This window comes from Pseudomonas sp. B10, assembly GCF_900156235.1.
Classification (GTDB): domain Bacteria; phylum Pseudomonadota; class Gammaproteobacteria; order Pseudomonadales; family Pseudomonadaceae; genus Aquipseudomonas; species Aquipseudomonas siliginis.
This window is the reverse complement of sequence record NZ_LT707063.1, coordinates 1,702,343-1,722,682: the sequence shown is the minus strand read 5'-3', so window position 1 is coordinate 1,722,682 and position 20,340 is coordinate 1,702,343. Positions and strand designations below refer to the sequence as shown.

Sequence of the window (20,340 nt, the reverse complement as noted above, 5' to 3'; positions counted from 1 at the left end):
TCGAATTTGACGGGGCAAATAATTCAAAATGATGAGAAATTATGCAGAATAATCTTACCAGCCAGCCTATTTCGACATCCAGTCAAGTACGCGGCGAGCAAAAAAATCAACGTCCCGTAGTGATTTGGCTGACCGGCCTGAGTGGTTCAGGTAAGTCCTCTCTGGCTGATGCGCTGGAACAGCGACTTATAGCGCACGGTCACCATACCTATCTTTTGGATGGCGATAACATCAGGATGGGCTTGTGCAAGGATCTTGGTTTTGGAGATCAAGACCGAGAGGAAAATATTCGACGAGTCGCCGAAGTTGCTAATCTCTTTGTAGATGCCGGGCTTATCGTCATTGCTTCTTTTATCTCGCCATTTGAGCGAGACCGTGCTCTTGCGCGTACTGTGATCGGGACGGAGTCCTTTATCGAGGTTTACCTGGATACGCCTCTTAGTGAGTGTGAACGTCGCGACCCCAAAGGACTATATAGCAAGGCACGTAAAGGGTTGATCAAGAATTTTACCGGGATCGACTCGCCTTATGAAGTTCCCACGTCTCCCCAAATCAAGATTGATACGCTGAATCATTCGATAGAGGAAGGTGTCGAGACTATCATGGCTTACTTGAAACATTGGAACGCCAAGTGAAGCGATTAGTCATCATCGGGGCGGGCTTTAGTGGAGCAGTGACGGCTATCGAGTTTCTCAGGCGTGCGCCCAAGGGATCGCAACTGACCATTGTTAATCGTTCAGGAAAAATGGCTCGCGGGTTGGCTTACGGAACAAACAGCTCTGATCATTTGTTGAATGTCCCCGCGGGCAATATGTCCGCTCTTGTAGACGAACCGAACTCATTTCTTGATTTTTGCCGAAAACTGGATCCTGAGGTTCATTCCGGCAGCTTTGTTTCACGGAAAACGTATGGGGTGTATTTGAGCGAACTGCTCAGCCGGTCCGAGGCGGAGTCAGGCGTGCAGTGTTCGCGGATAACAGGTGAAGTTCTCTCTATTCATTCAGCTGATAACGGCGCAGTGATAGAACTCAATACCGGTAAGCAAATATCCGCCGATCATGTTGTGTTGGCATTTGGGAATTTCGCACCTGCCAGACCTCGCGTTCTGCAAGCCTTGGACAACTGCCCAGCTTATGTACCGGACCCATGGTCTGCTTCTGCGCTGTCGGTGCAGTTGGAGAAACCACGTATTCTGTTGATTGGAAGTGGTCTGACTGCACTCGACATGCTGATTTCAATGCGTCGGATCTATCCTGATGCGCAAGTAACGATGGTTTCGCGTCGGGGGTTGATGCCTACATCCCATAGGGATCGACTTCCGGCACCGGGTTTTTCTACCAGTATCTGCGACGATTTGCTTACAGTCCCGGCGTCCATCTCTTCGTATATGAAGTTAGTGCGCAAGGAAGTGGCCCGCTCTCCGGAGCATTGGCGCGAAGTAGTGGCAGCCCTCAGGCCGATTACTTCCCAGTTATGGGAAAGATTGTCCAATGAGGAGCGCAGACGCTTCTTGCGTCACGTTCAGCCGCATTGGGATGTGCATCGCCACCGCGTCGCACCGCAGACATTTCGAATCCTTCAAGACGCGCTTGCCGCGTCTCAGGTCAGGTTGGTTGCTGGTCGGGTCGTTTCGGTTGCGGTCGAGGGTGACTGCGTTTCTGTGCGATTGAAGGCGAGAGGCACCGAGCAGGTAGTTGACGGCCAGTTCGATCAAATCATCAACTGCACAGGACCTTGCACCGATATCAGCAGGATTTCCGATGCCCTTATCTCCTACTTGTTGAACGAGGCGATCGTCTGTGCTGACGATTTGAATCTCGGAATCAAAGTCGATAAAAACCATGCGGTGATTGAACCCACCGGGCGCAGTCTGAGCTGGTTAAGTTATGTCGGCCCGATGCTCAAGGCGCGGTTGTGGGAGGCCACCGCTGTCCCTGAGCTTCGGCAACATGCACGGACGTTAGCTATCGACATTGCCCGGCGTTTTGCGTCTGATGTGAGCGACTTGGTATAACAGCGCTTCTGTTTCATAGAAAAAACATGCCTGGCTGCATTCTGCGGCCAGGCATATTTTTTACGCAAGTTCATCGATCAGTTCTGCACGCCCTGGCTCGGGTTGCCGAGGGTGAAATGAGTACAGGACTGAGTCCCTTCGAAATCCACCCGTATCCGTTTAACGTCAGTGCCTACCGGCCATCTCGGTATGGTTTTCAGATCTATCAGCGACTGACCGGTACGAAGCGGGAGCGTCGTACTGTGGGCTTCATCATAGTATGGCTGACCGTCCTCCATCCAGAACAACTGCAGTGGAACGGTTGGCGATCCGTCAGTGCAAGTCAGGTCGATGTTGAGATACTCTGCGCTGATACGAGCATCCTTGCTTGAGAACGCGAAGTCGACGTAAGGATCGTTGCCATTGATTTGATATTCATTCAAGGAAGGACCGGAGGCCAAATCATTAATGGTCTTGGGTGAGCCGATACTCGATATTTGAAAGTTTTTATCTTTAGGTGTAACGAGCTTCGATGGCTCATCGCTCCCCCAGAGTGACTGGGCTTCACGCTCTACTACCGTGAAGAAAACATAGTCCGGCTTCCACTGTTCTACCAGTTGGGCAAAATTGCCGTCAGGCGCCAATGCGACATTCCAATGAAGTTGAAGTACATCGCTGAACGTAGCTGCCATCAAAGGGGCCAATGAATCACCGAAGGAGTCTCGTAGCCAAAGAACTTTTTTGTGATTGAGTGCGCCGTCGGATTTGACAACGAGGGGCTTTCTAGCATAGGGAACGTTTGTATTTCCGCCCTCGAACAAAACTTCCTGCGTCACGAAGTCCGTTCTCGTCGTTTTAATCGGGAATTTAGCGACGCCAATGTAGGGGTTTTGGTCGCGAAGACTTTTGGGGATTCTAAGGAATCTTGCCAAGTCCTGACCAATGACTGATTCCGTATACAGAATCTGATAGGCGTCTTCCGACGGCCATTTAATTTCCGGAGCCGCTTTCGCGACCTCCTGCCCAAACGCCTGGAACGCGATACCGGCGCCGAACGCGTTCCAATGGGTGTCGGTTTTGAAGTAAAGATCTTCTTTATGGAGTTTTTTGGCTGCCAGCAAAGGCGGACGAAGGTCAACGAAGATGTTCTGATGCTTTACCTCGGCGAACAGAGCGTCAGTCGGATTGTGTACAGACGGTTTAGCCCATTCGGGCATGTATTCCGGATAGATACTGCCCTTGTCCGGACCGATCATGATACGGAAGGCTTTGACACCCTTGCCTTTCAGGAACGTGTCCCATCTCTGTGCCGCGTCGCCTATATTCTTGGCAATGGCTACATCCGTATCATTGGCATGGCGTCTGCTGGTCGTTAGTCCGTGGCGGTACATGTCGCCGAGATACAGCCAGTTATCCTTGCCTATAACGGTTTCTTTTGGATCTATGCTGACACCAAGTGGGTAAAGGACTCTTGAGGTCCAGCGAACCACGAAGTCCATATTGTAAAGGAACGACTTTTCTGTAAGCTTTATCGCGCTTTTATCCGGCGCGCTCAGGATGTTGATTGCCGGGATGCAAAGTAGCACCAGCAAAATCGATAGCAAGAAGGCGAATACGCTACGTTTCATGTCGGCGCCATCAAAAGTTGAAGTAAAGGAATACTGAGCTGGTCGCTGCGAGCATGAAGCACATGGCTATCGAGAACAGTATTGCACCGTAAGCCAGTCGCCACTTGCCAATCACTCCGCTTGCCATGTCCAGCGAGTTCTTTTGAGCGACGATAATAAATGCAACGGCGATCGCCAAGAAAACAGGAAGTTGACCTATCAGGCTGGCCGGCATGATATTCAATGCAATATCGGACAGTCGACCACCCCACGCCAAGTCTGATACCGGCACCGTAGACGTCGTATGTTCAAATGCCGAGCGTATGTTCATCATTCCATCCAGCACCCTCATCGCATCGTCCATCGTCTTGGCGCGGAAGAATACCCAAGCGAAGTTTACGAACATAAAAGTGAAAAACCAGCCGAGTATTGGCGGCATAGGTCGGCGCAGTCTCGTCCACAAACGATGGATGACCAAAGCGGCACCGTGCAGCGCCCCCCAGATTACAAACATCCACGTAGCTCCGTGCCAAAGTCCACCAAGTACAAATGTCGCGAAGAGATTGATGTATGTACGAAACTCCCCGGAGCGATTGCCACCAAAGGGGATGTAAAGATAGTCGCGAAGGAAATGACTGAGGGTGATGTGCCAGCGTCTCCAAAAATCCTGGATGCTGAGCGCCTTATAAGGGGAGTTAAAGTTTATAGGCAGCCAGATATTGAAGATCAACGAGGCGCCAATCGCCATGTCGCAGTAGCCGCTGAAGTCGAAGTAAAGCTGGAAAGTATATGCCAGGCTGGTTGCCCAAGCTTCAAAGAAACCGAGAGTATGTCCGCCGTCGAACCCGGCCGTAGCCCATACGGCGAAGCTGTCAGCAATGACCACTTTCTTGAACAATCCGATCGCAAAGATAAACAAGCCTTTGAGGATATTTGGATATCGGCGTGTCAACGTCCAGCGCGAAGCGAACTGCGGCATTATTTGACGGTGATGTACGATAGGGCCGGCGATCAGGTGCGGGAAGAATGTCACAAAAAGGGAGTAATTCAGTAGGTCGTATTCGGCTGTTTCGCCTCGATAGCTGTCCACCAGATAAACGATTTGAGTAAAGGTAAAGAAGCTTATCGCCAGAGGCAGAAGGATATGCTGGACCGGGTAATGGGTGCCCAGAGCGGCATTGACGTTTCCGATCAGAAAATCCGTGTACTTGAAATATCCCAAAAGTACGAGGTTCGCCACGATGCCAGTGGTAAGAACGACTTTTCGGTTGATTGCATGGTGCGATTTTCGTTCGTCCATAGAGGCTTGATGAGCTTGGGCAAGGCCCGTACCTATCGCGAAGTTTATAAAAATCGACCCTAGTATCAAAGGCAGGTACTGGATGTCCCAATAGGCATAAAAAAACAAACTGACGGCTACCAGCCAAACCTTTCCCGCGACGATCAAACGGCGGTGGTTTAACCAAAAATAGACGAAAAATGAGATCGGCAGAAAGAGCAGAATGAACTGCCATGAGCTGAAAATCATGTTGGTGTATGCCTAATGAATGATTGGAAGGGCTGCTTTGACCTTGTGAGCCGTCAGGCCTTCAAAACTAGCCAGTCGTGGTACCGCGGTGTTTCAACCATTGCGCCTGCAAAAAACGCTCGCATGCTTAAACGGTCCCGCCGCGGTACCGCTCCGTTTATGCGCGAAGAATCCTGGAGATTTTTTCGATCACTTGAGGATTAAATGCATCATCCCAATCACGAACCCAGTCGAACGAGGTTCCTCGAATGCGGGCTTCGCTGTCGCTCGCACGGGCGACTGCGGTTTCGAGGGCTTCGGCGATCGAGAATGGATCTGCCTCGCACGGTTCGATGTTTGAGGAAATGGCACGCAATACATCTGCTGTACGAGATTCATAAGCATTGGTTACGACGACTTGACCGGCCGATGCCATTTCGAATGGCAGAATACTCGGATGCGGAGCCAGCATCAGGCTCAAGCCGATATCGAATTCGCCCAAGGCTTTTCCGTAATCGCTCTGAGGAAGCGTTCCGCTCAGTTTCATTACGCGACCGTGACCCAGGTCAACGTCGTAGTCAGGACCCAGCGTACCCACACCGTGGAATTCCCACGCATCGTCGAAGACGCCATTGGCAATCGCCGCTTTGAGCCCGAGGATGCCAATCTCGAAGATATTACGACGTGCGTGACCTTCTGGACGTCCGTAGAACAGCAAGCGTTTAGTCTCGCGTCGAGCGAGTTGCTCAACCGATGGCGGAGTTGTAGGCGTCAGGGCGTGCTGGAAAGCCACGTAATGTTCATCCAGTGCTTCCCCTTCATGACGCGAGAATACCCCTAGTTGCTTGCTGCGGAAGTAATCGGCGAGCAACTCGGTATTGAAAATGACTTTATGAGGCAGTCGGTACACATAACTGCCAATCGCATACAGCGAATCGTGCGGGTGGAAAATTGGTTCGTATTCCTGCAAAAAGAAAATGAACTCTTTCCCAATGGCCTTTGCCAAATGATGCGCTTTGATACAAGTCCAGAACGAATAGCCTACAAAGGCGTCGTTTGGAGATATCACCAGTTGGTGAGTCCCTTGTGTAATATCTTCGACTTCAGCAGCGGCAACTGCTTTTTGCAATGCCGGGTTGGAAGCCAGTTTCGCATTCACTGCTTCGCGGTCAAATCGGTCAGACTCGGTGAGCAAAATTCTGACTTGAAAGCCCACGGACTGAATTTTCGAAATGAACTGCAGGCAGGCGATATAGCCACCGAACATGATCAGTGGGTCTAGCTGCGGCAGTAGAACATTCACCCGTGCGGGTGCCTGAGCGTCAACTACAAAAGGGGGGGCAGAGATTTTTTCTTCCAGGAGGACGATGTTTCCCAGGCCAACAGGTTGCGTGATACCCGGGTAGCACTTTTCCAGTGCCTGGGCCTTGAGCAACCCCGGATGAGAGGTTTCATCGGCCTGATGGACGCGGTTCAGAACTTTGTCTTGTTCGATTTTGTCTTTGGCCAGATTTATTACGGTGTCCTCATTGTGTCGAGGGACGGCGGCAAAGAACCGACGTACGTTCGCCATGTTGAGGTTTCGCACGAAAAAGCCGGGGTTGGCGAGGCTGAGTTTGATAAGTTTGTACAACAGACTGAGCTTGGCTTGCTGTTTCATCACATCGTTTCCAGATTCATGCTTTATGCGTCTTTTGAAGAGAGTGCTGAGTGTTCTAAGTGGTTTGGTGACACACCAACTTTTAGATCGGTAAATTGCCTCTATGCGAGTGTCACGCTCCCATATCACTGCGTCACGCTCGTTAATCTGTGCGTCATACTCCGATAGCCGTGCGCCAAGCTCGTTAATCTGCACGTCACGCTCCGATATCAGTGCGTCAAGCTCGTTAATCTGCGCGTCTCTCTCCGATATCAGCGCGTTACACTGATTTATCTGCGCGTCACGTTGAGCGATCAGTTCATCGCGCTGGATCTTCTGATGCTCGTGATGCGTTAACTGGGAGTCACGGTCAAATATCTGGGCTTGCTGCTCCGAGACTAAAGCGTCCAGTTTGGCTATTTGCGCCTCTTTTTGCGACAGCGTAGTTGAAATCTCTTTAATCTGGGCTTCACGTTCTGAAATTACTATGCCGCACTGGGTCAGGTGTTCGTCACGCTTGAAAACCTCGGCTTCGTGCTCTGCTGCCAACTTGACGAGATGGTCGAATTGTCCCATTTTCAATGGATCAAGCTCGGCAGTCAGTCTGACGAACTCAGTCGCGCTGAAATCTGCAGGCAGTCGTTTGTTCGGCGAGTTCAGAATTTTGAAAAGTTCTGTCAAGGCGAAAGGTACGACGAAATCAAACGGTTTCATCTCGAGCATTGCTCTTGCCATCGCGTAATGCAGGCAGGCGTCTTCTCCGGCGAGAAATGCCCTGGCCTCAGGAAATACTTTCAGAAGATCGTCTTTGTGTGTGATCTGAAGATACAGCGGCAGCAACATGCTGAACTCAAAAAGCACGCGGGCGCGGGTTTCTGGTCGATTGCCGCTGGAGTTCGCCTCCTTGTCTCGCACCCGGAACTTGACAAGTTTTTCCGGCAGGACGTGGATCTCATATTTAAGACAGAGTCTGATCCACATATCAAAGTCGGCGATCTGTGCTAAACCAATGCGGTACAAGCCACAGTTGTCATAGCATTCCCGGCGGATCAAAACGCTTGGATGGCAAAGCGCATTACCTTGCTCGAAGAATAAACGCAGCCATTCGTGGCGGGAGCGATTCGATCGATTGAAAACAGACGAATAGTAATGCGAAGTATCGGGATGAATTGCCCCTTCTTCATCAATTGCCTGCGCATTGGAGAATACTGCTCCGACGGATGGATGGGTTTTAAGAAAGTCTATTTGCTTCGCAAGCTTGTCTTCTTCCCAGACATCGTCGGAGTGGTGAATGGCGATGTATTCGCCTCGCGTGACACTGGCAATCGCTTCGTTGATACCATAGACGCCACGCTTGGACTGGCTGTTTCGGAAGGATTTAATGCGCGCATCGTTGTAACGATTGATTATTTCCCACGAATCGTCCTGAGAGGCATCGTCCCAGATGATAAGCTCGAAATTCTCGTACGTTTGATTCAGAACACTGTCAATCGCTTCTCGCAAATATTTGGAGTGATTGAAAGATGTCAAAATGACGGAGACTTGGGGGGCTTGCGGCATGACCATTACCATTGTTTTAAATGTGTTTTCAAACGCCTTTGCGTTGCAGGCGGTCGTGAAAAGACATGGGCGAACTCGTCGTGAGTGGACCTCACCGTTTTCTCGTTACTTCAAATGCTGCAGCGCCTGTATATGACGCGTTAGTGATTCCCAGCTTTCCTGAAATTTCTGCGAAATACTTCTCAGGTGAAGCGCAGAAGTCTTCGTATGGGACGACCATCTTCCGAGATTCGGCAACCTGTTCCAAACCGGTCCTGACCGCCTGATTAATAGCTCTAACCTGGCCCAGCGCTTGCTCATATGGGCTGAGGTGCATCAATAACTCTTTTTCCGGAATATCGAACGAATACCAGGAATTTTCGGCGCCCAATTGGCGCCTGCGCGCCTCAAGTACCGACTCGGCATTCGTCGCTTCGTTTCTGACGATATGAACAAAAAGGACCTTGTCGAACTCCGAGTCGAGAAAGGGAATGTTGTAGTTGAACAACATTCCCTTGGCGGCAAATGGTTTCTCGAAAACATCCATTATCCCTTTGAGCTCGCTTCGCATGGTTTGAGTGTCCATACTTTGCGCCAATTCTGCGTCGCTCCATACGTCGCGCGAAGGTTCAGCGAGAAAGCGGCGCCAGAAATACCAGAATTCATTAGGAGCCAGGGCTCCTTCAGTCTTGCCATTCTCGGAGCGATATTGAGTCTGCTGCGCAAACTCGGACAGCTCGCCCCGGAAGTCGAACCGCGGATCGGTTAGCAAAAGCTGAATTTTGGCACCGAGCACAGGTGCCTGATAAAAGCGCGACAGGAGATTCGTTGGGTACGCTACCAGGCCAGTGTTTGCTAGCCATTGCATAAATAACGTGGTTCCACTGCGCAGAGGTCCCATCACGAATATCACTGGGTGGTCAGCATCGGCGCTGGTCTGTTGCTTGAGCAAAGCCTGTTCGGACGGTTGCAGATCACTGTTCAGTTCCGCAAGGAAGTTTTCCAGCAGTTCGTTGCGGCGAAATTTGGCCGTTCTTTCATCAGACAAGGTCGTACTCCTGAAGCAATCGAGCGCATTGCTCTCGGTCATTGAACATCATTACATCGATGATGGACAAATTAGGCAGAAATTCTTTGTCGAATTGGCGATAGCTGATGGGGCGCGATTGAATGAAAGACAGCTTCAAACCATACGACGCAAAGGTTGTTGCATCATACAGCGCCTTGCCTCCTGGCGTATTGAGATAGTCTGTAGCGCCAAGCTCGCTGCAGATTGCGATAACTTTATCTTGTCCACGAAGTCCGGTGTCTTTTTTAAGCGTGGAGGAGATATGCCATTTCGGACTCAGGCTGAGATAGTCGCAAAGTACTCTTAGTTGGTGGTCGAGAAAATCCGCCAGGTTGCGATGCCCGTATCCGAGAATCTTTTCGAGCATGGGGAATACGGATTCGAAATAGGGTGCCTTGCGGTAATTCTGCTGAATATTCTGCAAAATCTTGTGATGAGTACCGATTTCTACCTGATTGATCAACTTATTTGGGCTGGCACCCTGCAGCGGTAATGTGATCAGCTGCTTGTCGCCATTGATGAGAATGTAGTTGCGGTTGATCCAGCCACCTTTGATGAAATTGACGTCATCGTAAACGACAAAAGTGTCAGCTGCACGCAGCAGTTGGAAGTAACCAATATATGGAAACAGATAAGGCTGCATGATCGCCAGCTTCACCGCAGCACCTCAGATATCAAGCACATTCTTGATGCAAGTCGCAATCATCAAGATTTCTTGCTGAGAGAGCGCAGTATAGAGTGGCAGTGACAGAACCCGGCTCGCCAGCGATTCCGACACAGGGCAAGGGCTACGCGTGGCCTCGTCCAGAAATGGCAAAGTGTTAAGAGAAGGGTGGAAGTAACGGCGAGGAAACACCCCGTTATTTTGCAGGGCTTCCCGGACGGCCATCGCTTTTTGATGGGTTTCGAATACGACAGGGTAGTACGCAAAGTTGTATTCAAGACCCCTGACAACTTCTGGGCGCTGTAGCTTGGTGCCTGCCAAGAATTCGTCGTACCAGGCTGAGCATTGGCGACGCGCCTCGATGATCGAGCTGACATGCGGCAGCATGCTCAGCCCCATGGCTGCGTGTAATTCGGACATCTTTGTATTTATGCCCAGATCAATATAGTGATCCTCGCCCAAGTGGCCGAACTTGCTCATAAGAAATGCTCTGTCGGCTACTTCCTTATCGCGAAATATGACTGCACCTCCTTCACCGGTGTGAAAGAGCTTGGTGGCATGGAAGCTCAGGGTGCTGCAGTCACCGTGATTCAACAGTGATTCGCCCTGCAGACGCACACCGTACGCATGCGCGGCATCGTAGATCACCTTAAGGCCATGGCGGTCAGCGATATCCTGAATTCTGCCGACGTCGCATGGGTAGCCATACACATGCGTCGCTAAAATAGCGGAGGTCTTTTCTGTGATGGCGGCCTCGATCAAATCGGGGTCGATGCAAAAGGATGTCGCGTCCACATCCACAAACTTTGGTGTGCACCCTTCCCACAGAATAGAGTTTGTTGTGGCTACGTAGCTATAGGGCGTTGTGATGATCTCCCCCTGTAGTCCGAGGGCCTTGATAGCCAACTGTATTGCCAGGGTACCATTGGTGACGAGTTGAAGATGGGTTATGCCGAGCGAATTGGAGATCTCTGCACTCAGTTGTTTTGACAGTGGGCCATTGTTCGTAAGCACGCCCGACTCCCACATACCCTTCAGGTATGCAGTGTAGACGTCCAGATCCGGTAAAAACGTTCGAGTAACCGGGATCATGATGCGGGTACATCAAGCAGGGTGCGGGAGAGCCCGCGGCTTGGATGCGTCGGAGCATCCGGCTCAGCCAGGCATGCGCGCTGAGCTGAACGCCATTTGGAGCCATTTGACAGGTGAAGGCAAACGGTAACTTTCAGTGTGGAAATGCTCATAGATTCTGCACCTCGATAGTGTTTTCCACATAAGCCTTGGCCCAAATACGTCCGCCGGCGCGTCTCTGAACATTAAAAACGATCGCGTCATCAATGACATCAAGAAACTCGGCACTTTGCTCCAGAACCACCGGTTTTGAGATTTGAATCTGGATGCTGTAATTGCCCTCTTGCAAAGGCAGCAGGGTGGTATAGGAAATAATGTACCGCCCGCCCGCTACGCATTCCAGAAGTGGAAATCCAGCCGTTCTGAATCCAGCACCAAGAATTTGAATCTTCTTGTCATCCTGAATGTAGTAATTGACTGAGCAATCCGTATGCTCTTGAGCTTCGATATAGACTCTGACAGTTACTTTCTGGTTGAATTCAGCGGCCACCACAGGCTCGCCAGAGGCGTCTATCAACTCTGCGAAGGCAATTCGCACGCCCCCTTTGCCATATCGGAAGCCAGCAGCGCGACGATCAAATTCCTGCGACTCTTTAAACCCGTGAGTGGTGGCAGAGCCCGATAGAACTTCGGTCTGATCGGCCTTCGGATTTTTTATTTGCGGTAAATATTTGAGTACTTCATTGTTCATCTCTTCACGGGTGACACGAATATAGTCTTCCGTGAGAGTACTTGCTTTGCCAAAACCCTTGAGTCTGCCTTGTTCAAGATACGCTGCCTGGGAACACAGGCTGCGAATACTGCCGATGTCATGACTGACAAACAGTACTGTTGCACCATTATCTTGAATGCGACGAAGGGCAGTCATGCACTTTGCCTGGAAACTCATATCGCCGACGGCTAATGCCTCATCCACAATCATGATGTCGGGCTGGGATACGATATTTACTGCAAAGGCGAGGCGCACGAACATTCCGCTCGAATACGTCTTGACCGGTTGTTCAATGAAAGCACCGATATCGGCGAAGCTGGCCACATCATCAAAGCGCGCGTCGGTCTGTTCTTTGGTGAGCCCAAGCAGGGCACAACTTAGATAGACGTTTTCCCGCCCCGTGAACTCTGGATTGAAGCCGGAGCCCAGTTCAAGCAACGCCGCAATGCGTCCGTTAGTCTCGATTGATCCGCCGGTTGGGTTGAGGGTGCCGCAGATAAGCTGCAAGAGTGTCGACTTGCCACCGCCATTACGACCGATAATGCCGACCGTCTCGCCTCGTTTGATTTCGAAGGAAATATCCCTTAAGGCCCAGAATTCGCGGTAATACTGCTGAGCCTGCATGCCTAAAGCGTTCTGCAATTTTGGCAAAATGAACTGCTTCAGGCGATCACGTGGCGTGTTATAGATCTCGTAGCATTTGCTCAGACCTTCTATCTTGATAGCGATTTCAGAGGACATCGGCGAACCCCTTTCTCGTCTTCTGAAACAGGGCAAAACCGAGCCAGGCTACAAACGCCGCACCCAGGCTATAAATTGCCAATGCGCTCAGGTCGGGAGATTTGCCCCAATAGAGGATGTCCCTGATCATTTCAATCACGGGTACGAGCGGATTGTAATAAAGAATGTGTTGATATTCCTCTGGCAAGGCACTGGCTGGATAGAAGATCGGGCTCAAAAACATCAGGACAGATGTTACTACTGAGATCAGTTGGGACACGTCACGCAGGAATACTCCCAGCGATGCCAGTGTCCAGCACAGGCCCATGATAAAAAGTGCGAAGGGGATCAGGACCAAGGGCAAGTACAGTGTCGTGATCATGGGGGTGCCGATAAGCAGGGTGTAGGCGACAAGCCACACTGACACGCTGATTGCGGCGTGATAAAAAGCCGCCAGCAACCCTACAAAGGGAAGTATTTCCAGTGGATATACTACTTTTTTAACGTAGTTAGCATTGGCCAGGATCAAAGAGGGGGCCCGGTTCACACATTCGGCGAATAAGTTGAAGACGATCAGCCCGGCAAACAGCACCAGGGCGAACTCAATCTTTGAACCTTCGCCGCTGGTGCCCCAGCGGGCCTTGAAGACCACGCTAAATACAAACGTGTATACAACGAGCATCAGCAGCGGATTGAAGAACGACCACAGCAAGCCGAGCATTGAACCGCGATACCGGCCGAGTACCTCGCGTTTGGCAGAGGCGTGAATGAGCGCTCGATTTCGCCAAAGGCTTGCCGCCATTTCCATTGGTGTTGCTGGGAAGATACGCATTAACCCAACACCTCGACAAGTGAGTGCTCGCCGGGATGAGAATAGGAGGGAGTGGCAGTTATTTGAGTGGTTTGACGGGCTGGACCACTCATCGAAGTCAGCGTCGGGCCGCGCATTATGCATCCCGCCGCTTGGATAAGCTTCGAATGTGGCGGCTTGGAGGGTGACAGATACGACATTTTCGAGTTGTCTCTTCAATATAGCTGATGCGTAAGAGCCTTGAGCCGCTTCGGGTGGCGGCCGCCACAGTAGGTCCGTGGCAGAAGCTAACTTTATTCGAGGGAATATTCCCAGACCATAGCCGCTCAAGATTAACAGGACATCGTGTTTCAGGGCTAGCGATCATTGCTTATGCTGCTGTGTTTCAGGCGTTGCAAGGATGAAATGGCTGAGATTACGCACGGCTGTCTTGCGGCCATCACAGGAGCGGAAGACGTCCTGAAACCGCCGGTGGGCAACTGGCCGGTACCATTAACGGCTTTTGCAATACGCTGGGTCCAGTTTTGCCCAAAATATTATTGCGTTCAGGCAAGCCGTCTTGATATTTGAAGGGTGCGCGAAATAAGCTTGGCTTTCCATGATTAGTGTCGATCACAAGACTTCTGCTAGTGCTCTCATTTATGAGATGCTGTAATTATATCGGCGTGTTTTGATTGGCAGTAGTTTGAAAAATGCCAGGTTGGGGTGATTGGAGGGCGGAGCTGAAAGGCTCTTTGCTCACTACGTAATATCTTCCCCGTAAAGATGGATAAACATTGATGGCTACATTTTATTGATTAATATCGCCAAAGCCAAGCCTACATTACCCATAAACGTCTGACGAAAAAAACGGCTCGAAACCATCATCTTGACTCTGTTGAAAATTGTTGCGTTACGGTTACGCTCAAAACGCTTGAAGGTCATCAAGTTGCGTTCGCTCAGATGCTCGGAAACTAGCGTCAGAGCGGCGATGTTGGCATCGTTCCATTCTTTCATTGAACCTTCGAACATGCGCTTGATTCGAAGCAGGCGACTTTTGATCGAGGTGTTCGCGCCGATAACGTTTTGGGAATGCTGACGATAATCCAGCATGGGCGTTGGGTCGTAATAAACGTTGCCGTCAGAGCCGGTGATCAACAGATAGGTCCACCAATCGTGACATACCAATGGCGCAGTCGGCGGAGTCATGTTCAGTAAGGAGCAGGCGGCTTGATTGATCAGCATCGTGTTGCCGCCTGCCAGATTTTGCATCAGTGCGTTTTCGAAACACGGAGGTTTGCGAAACAAAGGAGACAGTCCGATGAGCTCCCCTGTCTCAGTGACATTTCGAGTGCGCCCACAATAAAGGGCGGGTATACCGGTAGGCTGGTGTCTCAACCACGCCACTGCTCGTTGCAGTTTCGTGGGATGCCAGACATCGTCCTGATCGCAGAAAGCATAATATTTCTGACGACCGCACGCCTGACCCAGCACGGACAGAAAATTACTCGAAAAGCCGCGTCTTGGACCATGCAGGATAAGCAAGCGATCATTGCCCCACGCCTCACGGTAGCGCTGCAAGGTTTCGAGGGTCTCATCCGTCGAGCCGTCGTCGGATGCGTACACAACCCATTGCTCGTGACTTTGAGCTGCGATCGAGTCCAATTGGTCCTTGAGAAAGCTCCCTCCGTTGTACGTGCACAACAAAATCGCCACGCAATCGGTATCTACCACTGGCTTGATCGTCGGGGCGGCAGGAAGGCAGGAGTCATTTGGCACAGGTAATACGCTCTTTCCATGATGGCAAGTAAAGCTTTGATATCGCAGCTAGGCTTGGTAGCTTATCGCGTTTGTCCGCGTATTACACGGCATTAGCCGCTTCAGACGGTCGCTTGCCGAGGCTGAGCTACCCATTGTGGCAGTTAACGTGTTCCTGTGTATTCGCTGTTTCAGTGAAACACTTTCCCGTTGCGCCGGTCGAACTTCACACAAATGCGCGTCGCGCGATTTCGGACGAGTCCCTTGTTGGCTTCCCATCAGCTATCCCGCTCCACATCACTGAGCGGGGTTCAGAGCCAAACCGTTCAGATTCCTCAGGTCAATGCGGTATGCTGTTTGGAGCTCGACCGGTAATGCAGCGGTGGAAAGGAGAAGTTTGAGGTGAGCGAGGCATTCATGGACAAAGTCAGGACTTATCTGGTCAACCTACCCCGCCGGCGCAAGCGGCTGCTTCAGGTGGCTACCGATATTTTCCTGGTCTGGACCGCTTTATGGTTGGCGTTTATCGTTCGTCTGGGCATAGACGACATGTACAACCCGCTTAAAGTACATTTTTGGCTCTTCGCTTGCGCTCCTGTGATCGCCGTTCCCCTGTTCATCCGCTTCGGGATGTATCGAGCGGTGATGCGTTACTTTGGAAATGACGCATTGATCGCCATCATCAAGGCCGTCAGTCTGTCCTCCTTGCTCCTGGCTCTGGTTGTTTATTGGTACAGCAACCATGAGGCGGTGGTTCCTCGCTCGATAATTTTCAATTACTGGTGGCTGAGTCTCGTCATCATTGGCGGCCTTCGCCTTTGCATGCGTCAATATTTCATGGGGGACTGGTTCACCGCCGTCAAACATGTACCTTTCACCAATCGCGATGATGACCTGACCAAGGTTGCCATCTACGGTGCAGGTGTCGCGGGCAACCAATTGGTTGCAGCGTTGCGTATGGGGCGGGTCATGCGGCCGGTGGCGTTCATCGACGATGATTCAAGTATCGCTGATCGATCCATTGCTGGCCTTCAGGTTTATAAACCCAAACATATTCAACAAATGATTGATGTCACCGGCGCACAGGAAATTCTCTTGGCGCTGCCTTCATCGACTCGAGCTCGGCGGCGGGAAATTCTCAATTTTCTGGAGGGTTATCCGCTTCATATACGTAGCGTTCCCAATTTCACCGACCTGGCCAGCGGCAGGGTCAAGGTGGATGATATTCAGGAAGTCGATATCGCCGATTTGCTGGGACGAGATGCTGTTCCCGCGCAGCCGGATCTGTTGGAGCGTTGCATCAAGGGCAAGACAGTGATGGTGACGGGCGCCGGGGGGTCTATTGGGTCTGAGTTATGCCGACAGATTTTTTCGCTCGGGCCGACTGCGCTCTTACTGTTTGAACACGGCGAGTTCAATCTATACAGCATTCTGTCAGAGTTGGAACAGCGAAGTAGTCGCGAGTCGGCGCCTATCAGGCTGCTGCCGATTCTGGGTTCGATCCGGCACCAGGAAAAATTGCTGGACGTAATGAAAACCTGGAAAGTAGATACCGTTTACCACGCCGCGGCTTATAAACATGTGCCGATGGTTGAGCATAATATTGCTGAAGGCGTTCTGAATAACGCCCTCGGAACGCTTAATACTGCCCAAGCGGCTTTGCAATCTGGCGTATCGAATTTCGTGTTGATTTCTACAGATAAGGCGGTTCGCCCGACTAACGTGATGGGAAGCACCAAGCGTCTGGCGGAGATGACTCTCCAGGCGCTGAGTCGAGAGGTCGCTCCTGTACTGTTTAACGACAGTGCGAAAGTCTCCCGAGTGAATAAAACCCGCTTCACCATGGTTCGTTTCGGCAATGTGCTGGGTTCGTCTGGTTCGGTCATACCGCTATTCCATAGCCAAATCAAATCCGGCGGGCCGTTGACCGTTACCCACCCCAAAATCACTCGATACTTCATGACAATCCCCGAAGCCGCCCAACTTGTTATACAGGCTGGCTCCATGGGGGAGGGCGGCGACGTATTCGTCCTCGACATGGGTGAGCCAGTAAAAATTGTCGAACTTGCTGAAAAAATGATTCACCTTTCTGGGTTGAGCATCCGCTCCGACCGTAATCCCCAAGGCGATATCTCCATCGAATTTACGGGGCTGCGCCCGGGTGAAAAGCTCTATGAGGAACTGCTCATCGGTGACAACGTATCGGCTACCTCACACCCCATGATCATGTCTGCCAAGGAAGACTATTTGCCATGGGACTTGCTCAAGGTAAAACTGAACGAACTCCTTAAGGCCGTCGAAGCCGACGACTACACTCGCGTCCGCCAGCTCCTTCGTGAAACTGTCTCCGGCTACACTCCCGACGGAGAAATCGTTGACTGGATCCATCAGCAGCGTCGCCTCGAGCCCTGATTGTTTCACATTCTGTAACGCTCGCATTTTTGACTTCCCGCCATCATGACCTACGTTTGGAGAGCAGCTTGGGAAAAGCTGCTTTCTAAAACGATAATGGAGCGTCACTTATGCGTACCGGTTATTTCTACTCGCTGATCTTTGCTTTTCTTACCAGCGCCTCGATCGCTGCGATTGCTGCGCCTGTTGCGCCGACCGAGTCAACAAAAGCGCCGTTGCTGATGGATGCGGCTTCGCCTTCGGCAAGCGCCAAGGTCGATCTCAACGGCGCGGATGCGGCGACGTTGCAGAAGGAGTTGGCGGGTGTGGGGGAGGCGAAGGCGCAGGCGATTGTTGCGTATCGCGATACAAACGGGCCGTTCGCGTCGGTGGATGAATTGCTGGAAGTGAAGGGGATTGGCAAGGCGATTCTGGATCGCAATCGTGAAAAGCTGGAAGTGAACTAAGCTGACAGTTCAACGCCGAGAGGCCGGTCATTGACCGGCCTTTTTATTGGATGCTGATCGGGTGGATGCCTGAATACTGAAAATTACGAGTATCATATTGCGCCTTGATTATGCCTATAATAATTTCGCTCGGGACTGATTCAGCAGTCGAATCGCCGCACACCGATGCACGTCGAATCTTGAATTGATAAGGGGTAACCACGGTATGAACCAACGTCGAGTCGTCGTCACGGGCATGGGCCTGGTTTCACCCTTGGGCAGTGATGTTGAAATTGTCTGGCAGCGTTTGCTCGCCGGTCGTTCCGGGTTGAGCAACTTGCCCGATGCGGTTGTGGCTGATCTGCCAACCCGGGTCGGCGGGAGTGTGCCGACGGTGGAGGAGGACGCGGAGGCCGGGTTTGATCCGGATCGTGCGACGCCGTCCAAGGAACAGAAGAAGATGGATCGCTTCATCATGTTCGCCATGGAAGCGGCGCGGCAGGCGCTGGAGCAGGCCGGCTGGCATCCGGCGGACGCTGAAAGCCAGGAGCGCACTGCAACAATCATCGGCTCGGGTGTCGGTGGTTTCGGTGCCATTGCCGATGCGGTGCGTACCACCGACAGCCGCGGCCCCCGGCGTTTGTCGCCGTTCACCATCCCATCGTTTCTGGTCAATCTCGCGGCGGGTCATGTGTCGATTCAGCATGGCCTCAAAGGGCCGTTGGGTGCTCCGGTTACCGCATGTGCCGCCGGGGTTCAGGCGATCGGCGATGCAGCGCGGTTGATCCGAGCAGGTGAGGCGGACATCGCAGTATGTGGCGGTGCTGAAGCTTCGATCGATCGCGTCAGTCTCGCCGGTTTCGCGGCGGCGCGGGCGCTGTCCAGCGGTTACAACGACACCCCTGAGAAAGCCTCACGTCCTTTCGACAGTGGGCGCGATGGTTTCGTGATGGGCGAGGGCGCTGGTTTGTTGGTGATCGAATCGCTTGAGCATGCGCTCGCACGGGGTGCGACGCCGTTGGCCGAACTGGTCGGCTACGGCACGACAGCCGATGCCTATCACCTGACCGCCGGGCCAGAAGACGGCAGCGGCGCTCGCCGGGCGATGCAATTGGCACTGGCTCAGGGCGGTGTAACGCCGGAGCAGGTGCAGCATCTCAACGCACATGCGACGTCGACGCCGGTCGGCGATCTCGGCGAGTTGGCGGCGATCAAGGCGTTGTTTGGCACGCAGAACCAGATCGCCGTAACGTCGACCAAATCTGCTACCGGTCATTTGCTCGGCGCGGCCGGCGGGCTGGAGGCGATTTTCACGCTCCTGGCGATTCGGGATCAGGTGGTGCCACCAACGCTCAACTTTGACAACCCGGATCCGGCGAGCGAAGGGGTGGACATCGTCCATGGTCAGGCGCGGTCGATGGCGATCAAATATGCCTTGTCCAACGGCTTCGGTTTTGGCGGGGTCAATGCGAGCGTGTTGTTCAAGCGCTGGGAAGGTTAATCGCTCGATTGCTTGAGGTGCTCGCGGGTGACGTCGAGGATGCGCTGGGCGAAGTCGGCATCCGCGACGCTGCGTGACAGCAGAAGAGCGCCGGCCAGGGTCGCCATGATGACAATGCTGCGATCTGCGCTGTTCTCGCCTTCGAGCGTGCCTTGAATTTGTTCGAGGCGAGCATTGAGGACTTCGTCGCTGGTGGGGCTTGGCTGGCCACGCAGGCCCAGCTCGGAGGAAATGGTCAGCAGCGGGCAGCCTTCGTCGGGCGAGGTCTGATGCCACTCTGACAGGTAGGTGTCGATGAACACTTGCAGAGGGTTTTCCTGCGCGAAGATTTCTTCGCACAGGCCCGCGACTTGCTCGCCGGCCTCTTGCAGGGCTTTTTCGACCAGCTCTTCCTTGGATTTGAAGTGCGAGTAGAAACCGCCATGGGTCAAGCCCAGGGCTTTCATCAAAGGCTGCAGGCCGGTGCCGCCGATACCGTCCTTGCGAAATCGGGCGGAAGCCTCCTTGATGATGCGTTGATGGGTCTGGGCTTTGTGATCTGGCGAGTAACGCATGTGGAGCTCTCCGCGACGATGCTGCCATCTTAACCACGGAAGATTAAATGGTGACTGTACTTCTAAAATCTAAACAGCCTGCGGGTAAGTCCGATTGTGCTGAAAAAACAAACCCCGCCATTGCGGCGGGGTTGGTATCAGCGGTCTTGTGCATCCTTGGCATCCGCTTCGGCATTGCGCTGTGCAACGCGCTTGCGTTCTTCATCGGTCAGTTCGACCTTGTTGGCGGTGTCGCGCAACATCATCAATCCGCCGACAATCGAGCCGATCGCAACGACCAGAATCAACCAGGCATACCAGGGCATAACGGCTCTCCTTA

The 20,340-nt window shown here is 52.3% G+C and carries 16 protein-coding genes; 5 read left to right on the top strand and 11 right to left on the bottom strand.

Going from position 1 to position 20,340, the window contains the following annotated elements; all coding sequences use genetic code 11:
• Nucleotides 1-41 precede the first annotated feature (41 nt).
• Nucleotides 42-635, top strand: a complete 594-nt coding sequence (gene cysC, locus BXA01_RS07655; protein ID WP_076563755.1) for an adenylyl-sulfate kinase — start codon at nt 42-44, stop codon at nt 633-635.
• Nucleotides 632-2,014: an FAD/NAD(P)-binding protein gene (locus BXA01_RS07650; protein ID WP_076563754.1), complete on the top strand. Its 1,383-nt coding sequence runs from the start codon at nt 632-634 to the stop codon at nt 2,012-2,014. Before cysC ends, BXA01_RS07650 begins: the two co-directional genes overlap by 4 nt.
• Before the next feature lie 77 nt (nt 2,015-2,091).
• On the opposite strand, the gene BXA01_RS07645 is transcribed toward BXA01_RS07650, so the two are convergent.
• From BXA01_RS07645 to BXA01_RS07605, 9 genes are all read right to left on the bottom strand, one after another.
• Entirely contained in the window at nt 2,092-3,621 is a 1,530-nt protein-coding gene (locus BXA01_RS07645; RefSeq protein ID WP_076563753.1) for an alginate O-acetyltransferase AlgX-related protein, read from the bottom strand.
• 10 nt (nt 3,622-3,631) lie between these two features.
• Entirely contained in the window at nt 3,632-5,128 is a 1,497-nt protein-coding gene (locus BXA01_RS07640; protein WP_076563752.1) for an MBOAT family O-acyltransferase, read from the bottom strand.
• 157 nt (nt 5,129-5,285) lie between these two features.
• Nucleotides 5,286-8,306 carry a rhamnosyltransferase WsaF family glycosyltransferase gene (locus tag BXA01_RS07635; protein WP_172834004.1) on the bottom strand — a complete coding sequence of 1,007 codons (3,021 nt, stop codon included), beginning with the start codon at nt 8,304-8,306 and terminating at the stop codon, nt 5,286-5,288.
• A gap of 91 nt (nt 8,307-8,397) precedes the next feature.
• A complete protein-coding gene (locus tag BXA01_RS07630) occupies nt 8,398-9,333 on the bottom strand; it encodes a sulfotransferase (protein WP_197685574.1) in 936 nt (311 codons plus the stop codon).
• Nucleotides 9,326-10,012 carry a WbqC family protein gene (locus BXA01_RS07625; protein WP_076563750.1) on the bottom strand — a complete coding sequence of 229 codons (687 nt, stop codon included), beginning with the start codon at nt 10,010-10,012 and terminating at the stop codon, nt 9,326-9,328. The genes BXA01_RS07630 and BXA01_RS07625 overlap by 8 nt, the downstream gene beginning before the upstream one ends.
• 9 nt (nt 10,013-10,021) lie before the next feature.
• Nucleotides 10,022-11,110 (bottom strand): DegT/DnrJ/EryC1/StrS family aminotransferase, encoded by a 1,089-nt coding sequence (locus BXA01_RS07620; RefSeq protein ID WP_076563749.1) that lies wholly within the window; start codon nt 11,108-11,110, stop codon nt 10,022-10,024.
• A gap of 148 nt (nt 11,111-11,258) precedes the next feature.
• Nucleotides 11,259-12,602: an ABC transporter ATP-binding protein gene (locus BXA01_RS07615; RefSeq protein ID WP_076563748.1), complete on the bottom strand. Its 1,344-nt coding sequence runs from the start codon at nt 12,600-12,602 to the stop codon at nt 11,259-11,261.
• Nucleotides 12,592-13,413 carry an ABC transporter permease gene (locus BXA01_RS07610; protein WP_076563747.1) on the bottom strand — a complete coding sequence of 274 codons (822 nt, stop codon included), beginning with the start codon at nt 13,411-13,413 and terminating at the stop codon, nt 12,592-12,594. The genes BXA01_RS07615 and BXA01_RS07610 overlap by 11 nt, the downstream gene beginning before the upstream one ends.
• 762 nt (nt 13,414-14,175) lie before the next feature.
• The gene (locus BXA01_RS07605) at nt 14,176-15,150 is read right to left on the bottom strand and encodes a glycosyltransferase family 2 protein (RefSeq protein WP_076563746.1); all 975 of its coding nucleotides are present in this window, start codon (nt 15,148-15,150) and stop codon (nt 14,176-14,178) included.
• A gap of 396 nt (nt 15,151-15,546) precedes the next feature.
• On the opposite strand from BXA01_RS07605, the gene BXA01_RS07600 reads away from it, so the two are divergent.
• The 3 genes from BXA01_RS07600 to fabF all read left to right on the top strand — a co-directional run bounded on the left by BXA01_RS07600 (nt 15,547) and on the right by fabF (nt 19,467).
• Nucleotides 15,547-17,541 carry a polysaccharide biosynthesis protein gene (locus tag BXA01_RS07600; RefSeq protein ID WP_076567685.1) on the top strand — a complete coding sequence of 665 codons (1,995 nt, stop codon included), beginning with the start codon at nt 15,547-15,549 and terminating at the stop codon, nt 17,539-17,541.
• Nucleotides 17,542-17,651: 110 nt separating this feature from the next.
• Nucleotides 17,652-17,987: a ComEA family DNA-binding protein gene (locus BXA01_RS07595; RefSeq protein ID WP_076563745.1), complete on the top strand. Its 336-nt coding sequence runs from the start codon at nt 17,652-17,654 to the stop codon at nt 17,985-17,987.
• Nucleotides 17,988-18,192: 205 nt separating this feature from the next.
• The gene (gene fabF, locus BXA01_RS07590; RefSeq protein ID WP_076563744.1) at nt 18,193-19,467 is read left to right on the top strand and encodes a beta-ketoacyl-ACP synthase II; all 1,275 of its coding nucleotides are present in this window, start codon (nt 18,193-18,195) and stop codon (nt 19,465-19,467) included.
• Here fabF and BXA01_RS07585 read toward each other — a convergent pair.
• Entirely contained in the window at nt 19,464-20,021 is a 558-nt protein-coding gene (locus tag BXA01_RS07585; RefSeq protein ID WP_041478311.1) for a TetR/AcrR family transcriptional regulator, read from the bottom strand. The genes fabF and BXA01_RS07585 overlap by 4 nt on opposite strands.
• Before the next feature lie 137 nt (nt 20,022-20,158).
• On the bottom strand, nt 20,159-20,326 hold the full coding sequence (locus BXA01_RS07580) for a DUF2897 family protein (protein ID WP_016770901.1): 168 nt from the start codon (nt 20,324-20,326) through the stop codon (nt 20,159-20,161).
• Nucleotides 20,327-20,340 lie beyond the last annotated feature (14 nt).